Source organism: Paenibacillus sp. KACC 21273 (assembly GCF_028736095.1).
GTDB classification, from domain to species: domain Bacteria; phylum Bacillota; class Bacilli; order Paenibacillales; family Paenibacillaceae; genus Saccharibacillus; species Saccharibacillus kyungheensis.
Genome location: NZ_CP117876.1, coordinates 442,464 through 460,219 on the forward strand (window position 1 = coordinate 442,464; position 17,756 = coordinate 460,219).

Annotated in this window: 13 protein-coding genes; all 13 read left to right on the forward strand. The window is 40.0% G+C overall.

Features of this window, described 5'->3' with window-relative positions:
- Nucleotides 1-245: 245 nt before the first annotated feature.
- The 13 genes from PQ460_RS01990 to PQ460_RS02050 all read left to right on the forward strand — a co-directional run bounded on the left by PQ460_RS01990 (nt 246) and on the right by PQ460_RS02050 (nt 17,753).
- Entirely contained in the window at nt 246-800 is a 555-nt protein-coding gene (locus tag PQ460_RS01990) for a flavodoxin family protein (RefSeq protein WP_274171613.1), read from the forward strand.
- Nucleotides 797-970 (forward strand): lysine biosynthesis protein LysW, encoded by a 174-nt coding sequence (locus tag PQ460_RS01995; protein ID WP_274171614.1) that lies wholly within the window; start codon nt 797-799, stop codon nt 968-970. The genes PQ460_RS01990 and PQ460_RS01995 overlap by 4 nt, the downstream gene beginning before the upstream one ends.
- Nucleotides 970-1,860, forward strand: a complete 891-nt coding sequence (locus tag PQ460_RS02000) for an ATP-grasp domain-containing protein (RefSeq protein WP_273613947.1) — start codon at nt 970-972, stop codon at nt 1,858-1,860. Before PQ460_RS01995 ends, PQ460_RS02000 begins: the two co-directional genes overlap by 1 nt.
- A 70-nt stretch (nt 1,861-1,930) precedes the next feature.
- A complete protein-coding gene (locus PQ460_RS02005) occupies nt 1,931-2,599 on the forward strand; it encodes a degT/DnrJ/EryC1/StrS aminotransferase (RefSeq protein WP_274171615.1) in 669 nt (222 codons plus the stop codon).
- The gene (locus PQ460_RS02010; RefSeq protein WP_274171616.1) at nt 2,589-3,908 is read left to right on the forward strand and encodes a DegT/DnrJ/EryC1/StrS aminotransferase family protein; all 1,320 of its coding nucleotides are present in this window, start codon (nt 2,589-2,591) and stop codon (nt 3,906-3,908) included. Before PQ460_RS02005 ends, PQ460_RS02010 begins: the two co-directional genes overlap by 11 nt.
- Nucleotides 3,905-4,942, forward strand: a complete 1,038-nt coding sequence (gene argC, locus PQ460_RS02015; protein WP_274171617.1) for an N-acetyl-gamma-glutamyl-phosphate reductase — start codon at nt 3,905-3,907, stop codon at nt 4,940-4,942. Before PQ460_RS02010 ends, argC begins: the two co-directional genes overlap by 4 nt.
- Entirely contained in the window at nt 4,933-6,828 is a 1,896-nt protein-coding gene (locus tag PQ460_RS02020) for a M20/M25/M40 family metallo-hydrolase (RefSeq protein ID WP_274171618.1), read from the forward strand. Before argC ends, PQ460_RS02020 begins: the two co-directional genes overlap by 10 nt.
- Entirely contained in the window at nt 6,800-7,579 is a 780-nt protein-coding gene (locus tag PQ460_RS02025) for a 1-deoxy-D-xylulose-5-phosphate synthase N-terminal domain-containing protein (protein WP_274171619.1), read from the forward strand. The genes PQ460_RS02020 and PQ460_RS02025 overlap by 29 nt, the downstream gene beginning before the upstream one ends.
- Complete coding sequence (locus PQ460_RS02030; RefSeq protein WP_274171620.1) at nt 7,576-8,514, forward strand: transketolase family protein; 939 nt, start codon at nt 7,576-7,578, stop codon at nt 8,512-8,514. Before PQ460_RS02025 ends, PQ460_RS02030 begins: the two co-directional genes overlap by 4 nt.
- Entirely contained in the window at nt 8,496-9,731 is a 1,236-nt protein-coding gene (locus PQ460_RS02035) for an MFS transporter (protein ID WP_273613940.1), read from the forward strand. Before PQ460_RS02030 ends, PQ460_RS02035 begins: the two co-directional genes overlap by 19 nt.
- Nucleotides 9,713-10,945: an ATP-grasp domain-containing protein gene (locus PQ460_RS02040; protein ID WP_274171621.1), complete on the forward strand. Its 1,233-nt coding sequence runs from the start codon at nt 9,713-9,715 to the stop codon at nt 10,943-10,945. The genes PQ460_RS02035 and PQ460_RS02040 overlap by 19 nt, the downstream gene beginning before the upstream one ends.
- Nucleotides 10,946-11,393: 448 nt before the next feature.
- Entirely contained in the window at nt 11,394-12,164 is a 771-nt protein-coding gene (locus tag PQ460_RS02045) for an RHS repeat domain-containing protein (protein WP_274171622.1), read from the forward strand.
- Nucleotides 12,165-12,176: 12 nt separating this feature from the next.
- The gene (locus tag PQ460_RS02050; RefSeq protein ID WP_274171623.1) at nt 12,177-17,753 is read left to right on the forward strand and encodes an RHS repeat domain-containing protein; all 5,577 of its coding nucleotides are present in this window, start codon (nt 12,177-12,179) and stop codon (nt 17,751-17,753) included.
- Nucleotides 17,754-17,756 lie beyond the last annotated feature (3 nt).

The window sequence follows — 17,756 nt, forward strand, 5'->3', positions numbered from 1 at the left end:
ATAGAAAAAATCTATCATTATTGATAGACGACTTTAAACCGTTGTTATCCGAATTAATAAAGCGAAATAACTTATGTTAACAATGAAATAAAGTAAAAAAAAGTAAAAAGTATTAATAGTTGACAAACATATACCATAGTAAGATACTGTGAATAGTCGCAATTAGGAAATCCTATTTATCCTTTTTGAGTATCGATTAGAAGGATAAAATTACTGTGATGATGATCTGAACAAAGGAGGGAATTATGAAATTTCTGCATATTGATGGAAGCTCAAGAGAAGATGGGAATGCTTCTACACTGGCGAAATATTTGTTACAAGATCTACCGTTTGAAGAAATCGCTTTGCGTGATTATCAGATTCAATTGATCACGGATGAGCGTCATAGTGAGCAAGGATTTGTACCTTTAGGTGATGATTATGATCGTGTATTACCTACTTTTTTAGAAGCGGATTATGTTGTTTTTAGTTCACCCATTTATTGGTATGGTTTGTCTGCTCAACTCAAAGCTTTTATCGATCGCTGGTCAGAATCCATGAGAATTGTACCGGATTTTCAAGCGAAGATTAAGCACAAAAAAGTATTTCTGATTATTGTCGGTGGCGATGATCCTTATCGCAAAGGGTTGCCAACAGTACAACAATTTGAATATATTGCTGAATTTCTAGAACTTGATCTACAGGGTCATCTTATCGGGATTGGCAATAAGCCTGATGATATCTTGCAAGACCATATTGCACTGGATCAGGCCAAACAAATCAATCAACAGCTACAACATATTAAGGAGAGTGTACAATGAGTGCAGTTAAATGCTTAACATGCAATGCCGAAGTTGAAGTGGATCAACAGACCGTAACTGGAGAAATTGTAGAATGCCAGGAATGCGGGCAAGAACATGAATTTCAATGGATCAATGAGCAACCTAATCTAGTGTTTGCTCCGGAAGTAGAAGAAGATTGGGGTGAATAATGTCAAATTCATATCCTCGTAAAAAATTGCTGTTTTGCGTAACCAAAATGCGTGAAGAAGAGCGTCGAATTTATGATTATTTGCTACAGGCTGGAATAGAAGTTGATGTATGTACAGACTCGATGCAATTAGAACTCGAAAATATTCGGCGCTACGATGTCGCTCTTATTCGTTGCTTGTCGCAGAGCAAAGCGTTAGAGCGGGCGCAATATATTGAGTTAGCCGGAGTCAAAACATTGAACTCGTATGAAGCGATCAAAATTTGTACCAATAAAGCTTTTCAAGCCATCATTTTTAAGCAAAACCAAATCGCGCAACCGGACTTTGCGATTGCGTTTACGTTTGAAAAGCTATACGAATATCTGGAACGATTTGATGGACGCTTTGTGATTAAGCCTGTCAGTTCATCATGGGGAAGAGGCGTAACTTTAATCAATAGTAAATTTGCGTTGGATGCATGGATCTCGGCTAGAGAATCGCTTGACCCTCAAGGTAAAGCTTTACCGGTACTGGTACAGGAATATGTAGATAAAGGGAACTATGATATTCGTGTCGTTATTGTAGATCGTCAACCGATTGTTGCTTTCAAACGTGTCTCCAACGATAATTGGTTGACCAATACGCATCTGGGAGCCGAGATTGATGTCATTAAGGTGAGTCAACCGATACAAGAAATCAGTAAACAACTAATTGATGCTATCGGAGAAGGTATCTATGGACTGGATTTATTTTACGATCATACCCGTAATATCTATATGGTCTGTGAAGTGAATCAGAACCCAGAGTTCGCCAAATCGTGGTTGATTCATAAAGTGGATGTTGCCAAAGCTATCGCTGAGTCTTGCCTGAATGTCCAGCCAGAATGGATACACGTCAAATCATCAGTATAGCCATAAAGATACGCTGACGATCATATCTATTGATAATCGTGATCGATGCTGTGTAAAAGGAGAATGATTAATGTCTTTAGCCAAAATATCTGAACAAGCACCGCAAAAAGTGTCTCAAAAAGATTATTTTTCAATCTCGTTTGTATTAGCTCGTGTACTTAACACCGGAATTATTATGAGTATCGAAAAAAATGAAAAAGAACTGAAAGGCTTAGAAAGCACATTATCCAAGCTATCGGGTAAAAAGTATGTCACATTATACAACAGCTTCACAGCCGCTATTCATGGGGCGCTCTGGGGACAGGATATTGTGTATGGTAGCCAGGCTACACTTGCTCATTCAGCGGCTCCGCAGGAAAGAAAATTTGCGCAATGGTTAGGAATTGAATTGATTGAGGGATTAGATCAGGCGTACACCGTTATTGATATCGATTGGCAAAATCTAAAAGATATCGATACATTGCTGAAGCAGCATAGTCAGGACAAAGCGATCGTAGTGAATTTTACCGGACTATCGTTTGGCCCTGTGGCTACTCTACTCACCAATGAAGAACCGCTGTATAAAAAGTCAGAACGATTAAAAATATTTGGAGCCTTTGACTTGAGAACAATGTGGACACAAACCGAGCAAGAATTTGAAATTCAGCCTGGGGTGCAATTTAATTATCGCCTCAGTCCGCTGGTAGGCGCTTGTGTGAAACTGTCACTGTTACGGAGGGATAAACAAGATGAAGACTGATTTTAATCATTATTTACTGGATATTCCTGAAGAAACATGGGCTTATGAAGAATTAGCGATTGATGGCGGTCGAGCGGTGTTGCCACGTGAAGGTCGCAAAACAACTTTTCCTAATATCACCAAAGAAGATGTGCTACAAATGTTAATCTCGATTCAAAAGCAACCGGAAGAAGTGATTCAAGAATTTACCGATCAATACCGTCAGTATGTAGGCGCTAATTATGCGATCTCGACAGCGAGCGGTACATCGAGTCTACATCTGGCACTGATCGGCGCAGGGATAGAGCCAGGAGATGAAGTGATTCTACCTGCTTTTACGTTTATCGCAACTGCTCAAGCTGTCGTTGCCGCCAAAGGTATTCCTATCTTCGCTGATGTTGATCCACAGACGTACTGCCTTGATGTGACCCAGATTGAGAAATTGATTACACCGCGTACCAAAGTAATTATGCCTGTGCATGTTCACGGTCTGCCTGCCAATATTGAAGCGATCCAGCAGATCTGCAATCAGTATCAGTTGAAGCTGGTGGAAGATGCCTCTCATGCTCATTCCGCTTCGATCAATGGTCAGTTATGCGGTTCTTTGGGCGATACCGCAGGGCAAAGTCTGATGGCAGACAAAAACTTCCCTGTAGGTGGCGAAGGCGGTATCGCCTTTTTCAAAAAAGAAGAAGATTATCAGCGTGCTTTGAATTTTCTGCAAGATTCAGGGATCGATTATGATATCTCATGGATCGCAGCGGCGTTCGGGATCAGTCAATTGGAACGACTTCCTTATTACGATGCGATTCGTCAGCGCAATGCTCAACATTTGATCCGTACATTGAATCAGACCACTTTATTTCAAGGGCCTTATATTCCAGAAGGGTATAAGCACAGCTTCAATATGTTCCGTCTTCAGATCAATGTGAATCTGCCTGCTTTTGCCGGAATTCCTCCTTATCAGGTGAAAGAAGCGATTCAGACGATTTTGATGGAAGAAGGCGTGTTTGCAAGAGAATGGCAAAATGTGCCGATCCCTCGTCATCTGCCTTTTATCAATCAAAAAGGATTCGGTAATCAATATCCGTTTAGTCTATATCAAGAAGATGAATTACCTTATAGATTAGAACACTTTCCCAATACACTGGAAATGCTGAATACTACACTTGCGATTTGCCGGGAATTGCGCTCTCCTGTCGAATACGAAAAGTTGTTATCCTATGAGCTGGCATTCAAAAAGTTGGATCAAAATATCGAAAAAATCGCTACGTTTGCGCGTACTCTGAATGTTCAGCCACCTTATGAAAGAGATGCCCGCTTAGGATGAAGACGTATAAAGTAGGCATACTGGGTGGAAATGGATTTGTCGGTGGAGAATTATACCGCTTATTGAGCGCTCATCCGTATTTTGAAGTGGTTTTTATTTCTTCCGAATCCAAAGCAGGCATACCTGTCGAAAAAACACATAAAGCTTTTCTGTATCGCAAAGTGAACCCGAAATTAACCTATCAAAAAATGGCTGATCTCACCGACGAATGCGATTTTATTTTCTCGGCGTTGCCAACCGGTATCTTGCCCCGTCACCTATCCGATGTACTGGATCATACGAAGCAGATTTTCAATATTAGTGGTGATTATCGTTTTACAGATAACAACGTATTGGAACGCTACTATCCTGCGTCTTTGGCAACATCTGTACAAGCGGAAAGTCATTATTATATTCCCGAAATATCGACAGTTGATCCCGATGCCAAAGTCATCAATCTGCCTGGATGTATGGCGGTCGCTTCGATCTACGCGATCTATCCGTTGGTGCTTCATTCGTTAATCGAAGGGCATGTCTTTATTGATGCCAAAACAGGCTCTAGTGGAGCAGGTAAAAGCAGTAAAGAAACGCATGCTGATCGAGTTAATAATTTTAGATTACACAAAGGATTCGAGCATCGTCACCTTCCTGAGATTGATCATATTGCCAAAACATACAGCGAACATCCTGTCGATATTTCATTTGCTGCGTTCAGTCTGGATGTGGCACGTGGCATATTTGTCAGCGCTTATTCAGTACTCAAACCGTCTGTCGATGAATCGGATGTGAAAAAAGCTTTTTTTCAAGCGTATAAATCCAAGCCATTTATCCGTTACTCCGGTCAAGCTTCACCCGGACCGATGATCAAAACGGTGCATGGAACCAATTATGCAGAAACAGGCTTTGTTGTACGAGATGGCAAATGTCTGAGTCTTGTGTCTATCGATAACTTAATCAAAGGGGCTGCCGGACAAGCGATTCAAGCAGCCAATATCTACTACGGAATTCCAGAGTCAACGGGTTTGACGACCGAAAGTGAGGGGATATGGCCGTGATTAACAATCTGCATGTGATCAAGTTAGGCAGTAGCACTATTGGTAAAAGTGAAACGATTTTTGCAGAAATTGCGGCTCTTTCTAAACAGGGAGCCAAAATTCTACTCATTAGCGGTGGAGCTGATGCCATCGAACGCAAATTTGCTGATCTGCAAAAAGAAGTCCAATTTCTGACGCTAGATAATGGTGATCAAGTCCGCTATTGTCCGCCAGAAGCGATGAATACGATTAGACAAGCGTATGCAGAGTATATTTTTGAACCTGTCCAACAACAGCTACAAGCTTATGGATTATCGGTGCTGACTCAATGTGCAGGTGATCATGGATGGGTACAAGGCAAGCAAGGTAAACCTTTGAAAGTACGTAAAGGTGACAAAAAAGTGATTGTACGGGATTCCTTATATGGAAGTTATGGATCAGCCAATCAACAGCTTTTGACTCAACTGCTACATACGTATGATGTGGTCTGCTTGTCTCCTCCTATTTATGATCCAGAGATCGGGCAGTATATCAATATTGATGCAGATATGTTGGCGGCACATTTAGCGATTGCGCTAGAAGCAAGTCATTTGCGCTTTGTAACCAGCACCGCAGGCATATTAAGCGATATTGCCAATCCGTCATCGACGATTCGTGATATTTATCCGCAAGCCGAACAGATTGTAGTCACAGGCAGAATGAAGCAGAAGTTAAGAGCCGCAGAACTCGCTCTCAATCAAGGGATCGCTGATATTGCAATCACAGGTCCTCATACACTATATGGAGCAGGCAAAACATGGTTCTGGAGGGGACAACATATTCCTCCAGATATTGAACTGCTTCATCAAGCCATCAGTATCCCTTCGGTGTCCAAAGACGAAGTAGTACTTGCTCAATTTTTGCAAGAAAGAGTCAGTTCGGCTGAGATTAATGCAGAGATTGATCCAGCAGGCAATATTGTGTTGACCAAAGGTAGTGGTGAACATACGTTACTGCTACTCGGTCATATCGATACGGTTCCTTATGTCTGGCAAAGCGCTGTTCATGAGCAGCGTGTCTCTGGACGGGGAAGTGTAGATGCCAAAGGAAGCCTGATCAACTTTGTAGAGGTATTGCGCACGATAGATGTTCCCGATCATGCCCGTTTAGTCGTGATCGGAGCAGTGGAAGAAGAAGTTTCTTCTTCCGCAGGTGCATTTTATGTGCGAGATCATGTACAAGCTGATGCAGTAATTATCGGTGAACCCAGCGGAACACATAATCTAACCCTCGGTTATTATGGGCTACTCAAATTACAATTACATGTTGTGCAAAAGCAACAGCATTCCGCAGGTAAAGACAGTATTAGTTCGATCGACAAAGTGTATCAACTGGCGACTCATTTACGAGAAATCATTGCTCAATATGATCCTGATCATTTATCAGCCATCGTAGATATTGAAGCAGAGAATAGTGGAGGTCATTACAGTGCTTCAGCGACATTGAATTTTAGAATATCGCCTCAAGCTCGTGCCGGATATATAGAGGACATTTATTCATTAGAATGGGCGGATAGCACTGTAGAGATCTTGCGGAATACACCGGGGTATCAGAATTCGCGCAAAGATCTATTGGTCAAATCTTTTGTACGTGGATCAAGTACAGTACTGGCTGAGAAACTTACCTTTTTGATGAAAAAAGGAACCAGTGATATGAATACACTGGCAACTACATGGACAGATATTCCGATGGTTGCTTTTGGGCCGGGAGATGCCAGCCTGGATCATACCGATCAAGAATTTCTAGATATCGAAGAAGTACGGTTAAGTCGCAAAGTATTACGTCAGAGCATTGAGACATGGTTCTCTTTGATCTCTTCGAAAAGTAAGGAGAATGTATATGCCCTTAACACAGAGCAAGTTACATGAACATACGATTCAAGCCCGCAAGCTGATTATAGATATTGCGGCAACCGAAGTAGGATGTCATATCGGAGGCAGTCTGTCTGTGATCGATCTGTTGTTAACCAGCTATTTTTTATATGGAAAAGATGACCGTAACCAGATTATTTTGAGTAAAGGGCATGCGGCGGCAGCGCTGTATAGCACGTTATATGTGTTAGATCTGATCGAAGATAATCCTGCGGATAGCTATGGAGCCAAAGATTCGCTATTTACAGGGCATCCTAATTATCTGCTTCCCCATATCTCTTTTGCGACAGGGAGTCTGGGACATGGGCCAGCGTATGGAGCAGGATGGGCGCTATCCCAACAGCTCAAGCAAGAATCGGGACTCAGTATTGTGATTAGTGGGGATGGTGAACTTCAAGAAGGGAGTTGCTGGGAAGCGATGCAAGTGATTGCTTCCAAACAGATTACTAACTTTATCTATATTATCGATGTAAATGGTGGACAAAATGATGGTCTGGTGCAAGATATTTCCCCATTAATTCATCTGGAAGATCGCTTCCGTGCTTTTGGATTTGATGTACAGGAGATTGATGGTCATGATATCGAACAGATTACACAAGCTTTGGAATCCAAAGGAGATCAACCGCTTGTTATTCTGGCGAATACGATTAAAGGTAAAGGAATCCAAGCGATGGAAGGCAATCCAAGCGCACATTATGCCAAAATTAGTAAAGCACAAGCTTACAAATGGAAGGAGGCGTTAAGATGAGTCTTTCAGGAAGAGATGCGTACAAATATGAACTGACATTGCTTGCCGAACAGGATCAGACCATTGTCGCTATTGAAGCCGATCTAGGCGGCAAAAAGCATCAATTTGCACAGCAGTTTCCTGACCGCTTTTTCAATCTAGGGATTGCTGAAATGACATCGGTCGATCTCTGTGCGGGTCTGGCGGAAGGTGGATTTAAGCCATTCTTTTCAACGTTTGCTCCGTTTGTCGCTTTGCGCTGTGCCGAAAATATCAAGCTAGCAATGGGTTATATGCACAAGAATATCAATATTGTGAGCTGTTATGGCGGTGTATCAGGCGGCTGGTTTGGTACAACCCATCATTCATTAGAAGATATTGCTGTGATTCAGACTTTTCAAAATATCAAAATCGCTTGTCCGCATGGAGAAGAAGAAACAAGACGTGTCATTCGGGAAGCGGCAATATCAGAGCAACCATATTATATTCGGCTTTCTCGTAACGAGTCATTTGACAGTCTACCTTCGATTGCGCAAGGAGATCAATATACTGTAGACGGTGCATGGATCGAAGATGCGCCTATTGCCCTCATTTCTATCGGTGAACAAGCGACTGAAATGGCGATCCAATTGAAAAAAGAGCAACCCTATCTCAATCATCTACATCTGTGTTATGTAGATAAACAGTCATTGATCTCAAATTTGCAAAAAATAGAAAGTAGTGCAGCACAAATTATTGTTATTGAAGAACATCGTCAGTCAGGTAGTGTTGGTTCTTATCTTAGTCTGTTGTTACCCCATAAGCAGGTGTATTCATTTACCCCGAATGAGCAGTGGCCGAAGTATGGGGGCAGTCATGAAGATGTGCTGGAATATCTGGGATTTACGAAGGAAAAGCTTACGCAATTTATCTATGAGGTCAAGGAAGGCAGCCCACTATGTTCTTATCCATATTAAAAAATGCACAATTTCGTAAATTTCTAATCTCAGATGTGATTTCGGGTTTTGGCGTTGGGATGGCTACGATTGGAGCCAACTGGTATGTATTAGCACAGACAGGCTCGAATCAATATGTCGGCTTTTTGCTTACTTTTAATGTGCTTGCCGGATTTCTGGTGTCACCACTGGCTGGAATTATTACCGACCGTTTTGATCGTAAAAAAGTGATTTTGTGGACGTATCTATTGCGTGCTTTTTTATTGATTTTGTTAGCTGTTTTGTTTTTTGTACAAGGATTTAGTATGCCATTAATGTATTTATTTGCGGTGATCAATGGTGTTGGATGGACGATCTATATGGCAGCTTCTCGTAGCTTGATTCAAGAGATTTTGCCGGAAGATGTACTGATTAATGGGAACTCTTTTATCGAGATTAGCTTACAGGTCGGGATGTTTTCTGCAGGAGCGGTATCAGGGATCATTTACAAATATTATGGATTTGAAGTGATTTTGTTTATCAATATTGTGGTATTCCTGATTAGCAGTATAGTGTTATCCGGTATTAAATATACATCTATTGTGAATCCTTCACACAAAGAAGGCTTTCTCAAAAGTTTTCGCGCAGGGCTTGGCTTTTTGCGTCAGCGCAAAACGATCTTTTTTCTAGGTATTATTTCGATTGTGCCGTTAGCAGTAACGATGCTGTATAACGTGGTATTGCCTGCTTACGTGAATGTAACGCTACAAAGTGACAGTATTACTTTTGGATTATCAGATATGTTTTACGGAATCGGCGGACTGGTATCTGGATTTCTTGTATCGCTGATGATTCCCAAAATATCGAATAAACAGATGGTATTGTTGTTCTTCTTCATCGCTACGATCGACTTATTTTCGTTATATCTGAATACGACGATTGTTTTACTGTATTTAGGAAGCCTTTTCTTAGGATTATGTAATTCTTCACTTCGAATTGTGATGAATACCATTTTAATGGAAAATGTACAAAAAGCCTTTATGGGACGGGCAATGGCAGTCTGGACAGGTATATCACTATTGATTCAAGCAGGCGGTTCATCTGGTATGGGATTCGTGATCGACCGTTTTGGAGCAGGGTACGGATTCTTATGTATGAGTGTGCTAATGGTTGCAGGGCTGATCGGGTTTATATTTATTTCCACGCAAGTTCATATGTTAGCAAATGAGGAGAATCCATCATGGCAAACCAACGAATAATATTTGTAGAACCTAGCTTCTACGGAGTCAGTTTTGTAAAGGAAGCCAAAGCATTAGGATGTGAAGTGGTCGTGATCGCTTCATCCGCAGATAATCCACAATTATACGGCTATGAAGGACTATACGACGATCTGCTTGTGGCAGATATTCGAGATGCAGAATCGATTTATCAAGCGATCGTTAATAGTCCATATCACGGTCAATTCGATGCCCTGATTCCAGCTACAGATTATGCGTCTGCAGTGACGGCTGAAGCAGGTGAGCGTCTTGGCATACACGGAACATCTTTTGTAGCCGCATCGAATGCACGGAATAAAGATCTAGCCAGACAAGCTTTTCTCAGAGATAACGTACCTAGTGCTAAGTTCGCTCTCGTGCGAGATAGTGAAGAAGCGGTTATCGCCGCAGCACGGATCGGTTATCCGGTGGTGCTCAAGCCGACCAATGCGGCAAGCAGTCAGAGTGTATATTTTGTTGAAAATGAGAGCGTCTTACGCGATGCTTTCCGCGAGATTATCGATTTCAAAACAACGTATATGGATTTCAAAGTCAGAGAAGAGTACCTGATCGAAGAGTATTTGACCGGCCCTGAATTTAGCGTAGAAATCTTTCTCAGTCAGGGAGAAATTGCTTTTGCGGAAATCACAGAAAAGCATACATCGGATTTGCCTTATTTTGTAGAGACGTTGCATGTATTCCCGTCGTCGATTTATCAAGAACAACGTGACCAGATTATTGATGTAGCGAAGCAAGCGGTATTGTCGATCGGTATCCAAAACGGCCCTACTCATGTCGAACTCAAATACACTCAGGATGGCCCTAAGATTATTGAAGTGAACGGTAGACCCGGTGGAGATAATATCACGTCTGATCTGATCGTCAATGCGTATGGGATCAATATATTTAAAGAAACGATTTTGAAATATCTTGCCCAGCCATTAGATATTGATAAGAAAAAGTATCAAGCCTCCGCTATAGGTTACCTCGTCGCAGATCGCAAAGGAACGGTGCGTACCATCACTGGACTAGAGCATCTACATCACGAAGACGTCAAGCGTTATCAGATTGATGTGCAAGCAGGAAGCGATGTCGATATCGCCCGCAGTTCAGACGACCGTCTCGGCTACATTATCGTCGAAGCCGCTACCCCCATAGCCGCCAAGCACAAAGTAGAAGAACTGCTTGGTCAGATTCAGATTAGCTATGCTGAATAAATATGAAAGGATATGCCTGTATCAGGGTGTATCCTTTTTTGTTTGAATTTATTCTCTAACGAGTGATATATGAACTAAATGATCTTATCTATTTTAAATTAGGATACTCCTACATTATTAAAATAAATAAATCCATATATAGATTTTTAATATAATTTTTATAAATATTAGATAATAAATTTAATATTATTAATTAGTTGTTATAAGAATTTACTTGTGCAAATTTGCGCTAATAATTATCCACATATATGTAAAAAAGTAAATATCAAAAGTATTAAAAATATATATCAAAATTGTAATATAGATTTCTAAAATCTATATATAGATATTAAAGTATCGGAAATTAATATGGAGGATATTGGAGGGAGATACATATATCAAGAGTGAATGGATAAATTTTGAGTAAATTAACTTGTAATTACGAGAATAAGGAGAAATTAGAGACAATATGGTGAAAAAAACAAAAATAATTAATAGAAAAATAGTTAACTTATTTACTTTTTCATTTTTAGCTACTTCTTTGTTTGTAAGCTCTGCCTCTTTTGCATTCGCAGATGCTAAAAAGTTATATGAATACGATGCTAATGGCAGACTTATTTCAACTACAACTACCAAAGAAAAAACAGCATTCATTTACGATGCTAACGGCAATTTACTTAGTAAACAGGTGACCAATGGAGATTATAGCAGTGTTATTAACCCTTCTGCTCCTGTCACTCCAACGCCAGTACCTACTCCGGCTCCAACGCCTGTACCAACACCTACACCAGCACCAGCACCACCTGATCCTACACTTGTTCCGCCAGCCGTACCTGTTCCAGCCAAATCTGGATTACCTATTAATTATGTTCTAGATGTAGTGGAATACAAACAAGATACTCATGTTGTAAATACCTATGGTTGGTATTTAGATCCTGCTGGTATTGCAAAAGTAGATCTATATATCGACGATGTTAATGTAGGGCGCGGTGTTATGGGTGGATCACGTGAAGATGTATATAAAGTATATCCAGACTATAACAATCATGTTGCTGGTTTTTACCAAAATGGCCTAACTTTTTCTACTGCTGGAACCCCACATAAGAAACGTGATCGAAAAACAGACAAAAAGAAAGTCGTTCCAGGTGAATTTGATCATGTGTTACGTATTGTCATTACAAATAAACAAGGAAAACAAACGGTTATAGAAAGTATATTTGTAGTCGATTTGAACTCATAAGGAGCCTGGAACGTGAACTATAGACAATTGAATCGTAAATTAACATTATGGATATTAAGCTTTATTTTGATAATAACGGTTGTATATTCTCCTTCGTATGCTCATGCAGAAACGACACCTTCTTCTAGCACTGCTATCGCTCCTCCTAGTGTAATTGCACCACCCGTAGATGTAGATTTAAAAGAATGGAATGCTTCGATAAAAAATACATCAGATAGTGTAGTACAGAATACTTATGATGATGAAGATCAAGAGTTAGCTGCAATCGGTGCTAAAATAAATCAGAACTCGACATCATCTGTTAATACATCTAAAGTGCGCTTGCGCAGTGCCTCGATCAATTCGCTAAGTACAGAAAATACTTCAACAACATCAGCCTATATTGCACCGCTAACTCAACAACAGGTTGAGGATATGGTGGTAGATGGTGCAGAACTAATTGATATCTATTGGGTGACGTATCTATATCAACAATCAGGTATCGATCCTATCAAATTGTGGAAAGAAAATCAGTCGGGTTCTTCATGGGAATCGATGGAAAAGAAATATGTAGCTACGCCTATGTTTACTGGAACATCCGTAACTAACGATGTATATACAGTGAATCCAACGACTGGAGAAACTTCACTTACTCAATCCCAACCCAAATTAAATGCTTCTTCACAAGTATCTATTGCCAGTACATCCAGTTCTTCAGATGATTTAGATGAAAAATATAATAGTGTAATGAATGATTTAATTGCCAAACAATCGATCAATCAGACCAATAAGTTACAATTTGCAGAATACGACAAAAATAATGAAACGATTGATCCAGCATCAGGAAGTCTTTCTTGGAAAGAAAATGAAATGAGTTTTCCAGGTAGAGATGGCTTAGATTTGAATCTAGGCATTATGTATAACTCTAATGAATCCTCACCTTATGAACGAAATAGCAATAAAAAAGGTAGAGGTTACGTAATCAAAAAAAATCATCCTCTTGAACGGTATGATCTAGGTTTAGGATGGTCATTTCAGTTCCCGTCTGTACAAATTGCTAATAATTATATGTATTATTACGACGGTCAAGGAGCTTCTTACCAAATTGATCTGTACAACACATGGTCGGAACCAACAAAGACTACTCATTTAGTTGACTATCAAGGTAAAGATTTACTATTTATGAGCGATGCAGGTTCTTTTAATAATGGTCAAGATGCTTCGGCTTACTATTTGGAACATGCAGATAAAAAGCGTGAGTACTTCGCTAAAGATGGAAGATTAGTAGGAATTGTAGATCGTTATGGAAATACAATTACTTTCCGCTATACAGACCGTCAGGTATATAACGACAAAGTAGCTAAAGTATTTTCAACAATTACAGATAGTTTAGGAAGAACAATCGAATTTAAGTATGACTCTAACTTGAGAAATAGTGATTTCCAGGGCGAAAACTTAGTGGCTATTGCTAGAGATGCCAACAATCAGGAGATCAAAAGAGTCACTTTTGCAAAAAGTAGAATAAATCTTCAATACAATGGTGCTAATGATGGTTATGCTCCTGTACTTTACGGCATTATCGATCCTTCCAAAGATGAAGAGTATCTTGATTATGATGTCAAAGTAGGATTATTCACATTCCGTTCTGGACATTATCCGTTGGATACAGCAGGAGCACAGGAACCTTTTGCTTTACTCAAACAAGTAAAATATCCAAGATTGGTAACCAATTATACGTATGAATCGACTATTCATGATATTGGTAAAAAAGGTGCTGTTAAAGACTATCGTATTATATCCAGAGCAGATCAGGTCTATAAACAGATAAATGGTGATGTTCAAGCTTCAGGTGATTATAGTCATGTGGATTATAGTTATGCAGGAAGTTACAGTAATCGTAATTATGAGATTGCAGACAAAGATTATCGTTATTCGAGCACAAGTAAAATCAAAAGTAATACAGAAAGCAATGGATTGACGCAAACCACTACATTTAGTGGGGAGAAAAAGCTAATTTCGGTAGACACCGTATCCGCGAATAATGAACACAAAACCACTACGAATTTGAGTTTTGATCCTGTATTCAAATTTAAACCAACCAAAACTCAAACGACTACTCAAGATGCTGATGGTACAACCACACGTTATAGCGAAACGATCTATACAGATTGGGGAGATATTCAAAGCCAAACCGATAATCTTTTGGATAGCGAATTTAATAATGCGACAACTAAAAGTCAACATACCACAAGCTATACGTACGATAATACGTATAAGCAGCTAGCAAGCAAATCATGGTATCAAGATGCTAACAAGTCGCTTAGCGAGAAGTATGCTTATACATCAGATGGGCGTTTACAAACGTCTACCAATGCTCTAGGTGAAACCAAAGTCTATAGCTATGATGCTTCACCTGCTAATCCTCATCAAATTGCTCAAGTGACCGTATCAGAAGAAGTTGGCTATGGTTTAACTTCAAAAATAGCAACTCGTTATGGTGCAGAAACTCAGTATGCTTATCCTACCGAGCAAACAACCATAATTACGAATACTGCTAAGGATGGTAGTAAAAATACCCAGACTATTCGTGTGCAAACCAAATATGATATGTCGACAGGTCTGCCTGTTCAACAAATCGATAGTAATGGTAAAGCGACAACGACCACGTATGATATTTTAGGTCGTCCTATTAAAGTCGTTTCTCCTTCGATTACGAACTTGGATGGAACAGTGTATGGTGTAGAAGACCAATATACGTATACCAATCGAGTATCTAGTGCGGGTGCAGATAATGAAAATGCTAATATTTTGACACTACGCGTAGATACAGCACGTCAATATACAAATACAACCAGTGGAGCAGTAACGACACTCGGTAGAGAATCTCTGTATTACGATGGTTTTGGATTCCCTCGTGTCGATGAGACATGGAACGAAAGCAATGGCTGGACACGTGCTCAATACCACTCGAATGATCAAGGTAACGCTATCTATGGGATAGACAACATGGGCAACACTCAGACGGTTACTTATGACGCATGGGGACAGAGTAAAGAAGCTACAGATGCATATGGCAATCTATATGTAACGGCTAATCATTTAACACAACAAAAGGTCAATCATTTTGCGATAGCTGCGGCAGATGTTGGCGCTTATCGTGCAAATTCAGACAATCGAAATATTCGTTTGAATACCGTAGAACAGTCTTACGATGCGTATGGTCATTTGTTGAGAAATGTAACGTTCAAAGATGGAGCGGCTTCTCATAATCAACCGATTCAAGAAAGCTATACGTATGATCTGGAAGGTAATATTCTAAGCTATACCGATCCAAATGGAAATACAAACAGTAACGGAGTGACCAACACCTATAGTTATGATGCATTAAATCGACTAACGACAGTTCAAGATGCTCTCAATCAAAAGAGTCGATATAACTATGATGTGAATGGACAATTAACTCGAATTACAGCAGTCGATCCTTCAGGTAAAGAAGAAACGTTGTATGCGAAAAGTTATAACGAAATCGGAGCGATCACTAGCAAGACAGACTTATCCGGACAAACGACGAATATCAGTTACAACGCTCGTGGATTAGTAGCTCAGGAAAGTGATCGTAATGGAACAACTACTAACTATCAATATGATGAGCGTGGAGAACGTACGGTAGCCACGTTAACAGGTAAAGCAGGCAACACACTGCAAACAAAAATGATCTTCGGTAGTGATGGCAACTTGCTAACCGATCGCCATGAATTGTACATGGACGGCGTTAAAACAGCAACTCAGACCAGTACGATTGATAAACAAGACCGAGTAACCAGTCTGGTATCTACAGGAGCAAATGCGTACAGTTCTCGTCTAGATGTGGCTTATGATACGTTAGATCGTGTAACCAATCAGAAGAATAGCCTGGCAGGAAGTAGTTATTTTACGAACTATTGCTATGACAAACTTCGATTAAGTCAAATTCAGACCAATGGAGCACAGACGCGCAATACAGCAAATGTGGTTAATGTGAATTACGCATACACCGCTCTAGGCAAAGTTCAGTCTATTACGTTCCCAACGTTGGCAGATGGTAGTACGCTGAAAGAAAGTTTCACGTATGACCCGCTGAATCGTCTAATTCAGATGAGTAATACTAAAGGTTCTAGCAACTTATCGAGTTACAATTATGCCTATGATAATAATGGGAATATTTTAACGATCGGTGAGACTCTGAATGATGGAGCCACCAAAACTTCTACGTACAGCTACGATAAGCTTAATCGCTTGATTGCAGTGAAACGCAGTGATGGAAGTACAGCAAGTTACACGTATGACTTACGTGGCAATCGCAAAACACTGAGTGATACACAAGAACTTACAGCAACCAAGAGTTCGAATTACAGCTATGATTTGGATAACAAACTCATTTCAGCGACGATTGACGGTACGAAGACAACGATCGACTACTTGCCTGACGGATTACGCTCGCAAAAAACAACAGGTGAAACTACTACCCAATACGGCTATAACGGTAGCGGACAAGTAGTATCTGAAAAAGTAAGTAACGGTAACACTTCGTCTTACATCCGTGGAGATCGAGTACTGGTGAAAAAAGACCAAACAGCAAGTAAAGACTATTATTATCTGTTTAACGGACATGGTGACGTGGTGCAGATGGTCGATACCAGTGGAAATATTGTGAACAGCTACGGATATGACGAATGGGGTAACATTGCGAAGCAACAGGAGACGGTATCTAATAGCTTCAAGTATGCAGGTGAAGCGTACGATAATGAAACAGGATTATATTATCTGAAAGCGAGATATTATGATCCAAGTCAGGGACGGTTTTTGAATGAGGATAGTTATGAAGGGCAGATCACGAATCCCTTAAGTTTAAATGGATATACGTATGTGCATAACAATCCTTTAATTTATGTAGACCCAACGGGGCATTTGATTAAAGAATCATACAATGATGGAGCGCTACGGAATCTACTAAAAGATGCTCGAAGTCAGGTTAGTTCAAAATCTGATAAATTATATTCGAAGTATAAAGATAAAATAACTGAAATATATGGAAAATTTGTAGATGATAATAAATACGATTATCTTTTTGATTTAACTACAGGTACAAGCACCTACGGAAATAGTGCAGGAAAATCAGACTGGGCAATAGAGCAGTTGGTTAGTGGTTATCAAAGTTATGAACTGTCAGAGTATATTGCGACAATGGCTATGGGAGGAGTAGGCGGTGTCGGACCAGGTGGTCAAGGGAGAAGTAGATGGTGGCATCCAGGCTATGTCGATAATTTATCAACTACAAAATTGTTATTGGGTGTACAACAATCATCCAAAGGAATGTCTACATTGGGTAGTACAACAAGAGCGAATGCTTGGGAAGCAGGAAAAGCTTGGGTTGGATCAAATGCAAATGAACTCATAGAGAATGGAACAGTTATTGGTTATAGTAGTGCTGATAAGATGAGGGCATTTAGAATTCAGTATAAGCCTAAAGACGAAATGTGGAGAGCAAATTATCAACAAAATACCAATAAAATTGGTAGTAGTGTAAAAAAAGCAGAAGTTTTTAATGTGCATGTTGATATTCTTGATTAAAGG

Coding starts and splice junctions, on each gene's coding strand:
- PQ460_RS01995 (WP_274171614.1), top strand. CDS start 797: ATGAGTGCAGTTAAATGCTTAACATGCAATGCCGAAGTTGAAGTGGAT.
- PQ460_RS02025 (WP_274171619.1), top strand. CDS start 6,800: ATGCCCTTAACACAGAGCAAGTTACATGAACATACGATTCAAGCCCGC.
- PQ460_RS02010 (WP_274171616.1), top strand. CDS start 2,589: ATGAAGACTGATTTTAATCATTATTTACTGGATATTCCTGAAGAAACA.
- PQ460_RS01990 (WP_274171613.1), top strand. CDS start 246: ATGAAATTTCTGCATATTGATGGAAGCTCAAGAGAAGATGGGAATGCT.
- PQ460_RS02045 (WP_274171622.1), top strand. CDS start 11,394: ATGGTGAAAAAAACAAAAATAATTAATAGAAAAATAGTTAACTTATTT.
- PQ460_RS02000 (WP_273613947.1), top strand. CDS start 970: ATGTCAAATTCATATCCTCGTAAAAAATTGCTGTTTTGCGTAACCAAA.
- PQ460_RS02035 (WP_273613940.1), top strand. CDS start 8,496: ATGTTCTTATCCATATTAAAAAATGCACAATTTCGTAAATTTCTAATC.
- PQ460_RS02030 (WP_274171620.1), top strand. CDS start 7,576: ATGAGTCTTTCAGGAAGAGATGCGTACAAATATGAACTGACATTGCTT.
- PQ460_RS02040 (WP_274171621.1), top strand. CDS start 9,713: ATGGCAAACCAACGAATAATATTTGTAGAACCTAGCTTCTACGGAGTC.
- PQ460_RS02020 (WP_274171618.1), top strand. CDS start 4,933: ATGGCCGTGATTAACAATCTGCATGTGATCAAGTTAGGCAGTAGCACT.
- PQ460_RS02005 (WP_274171615.1), top strand. CDS start 1,931: ATGTCTTTAGCCAAAATATCTGAACAAGCACCGCAAAAAGTGTCTCAA.
- argC (WP_274171617.1), top strand. CDS start 3,905: ATGAAGACGTATAAAGTAGGCATACTGGGTGGAAATGGATTTGTCGGT.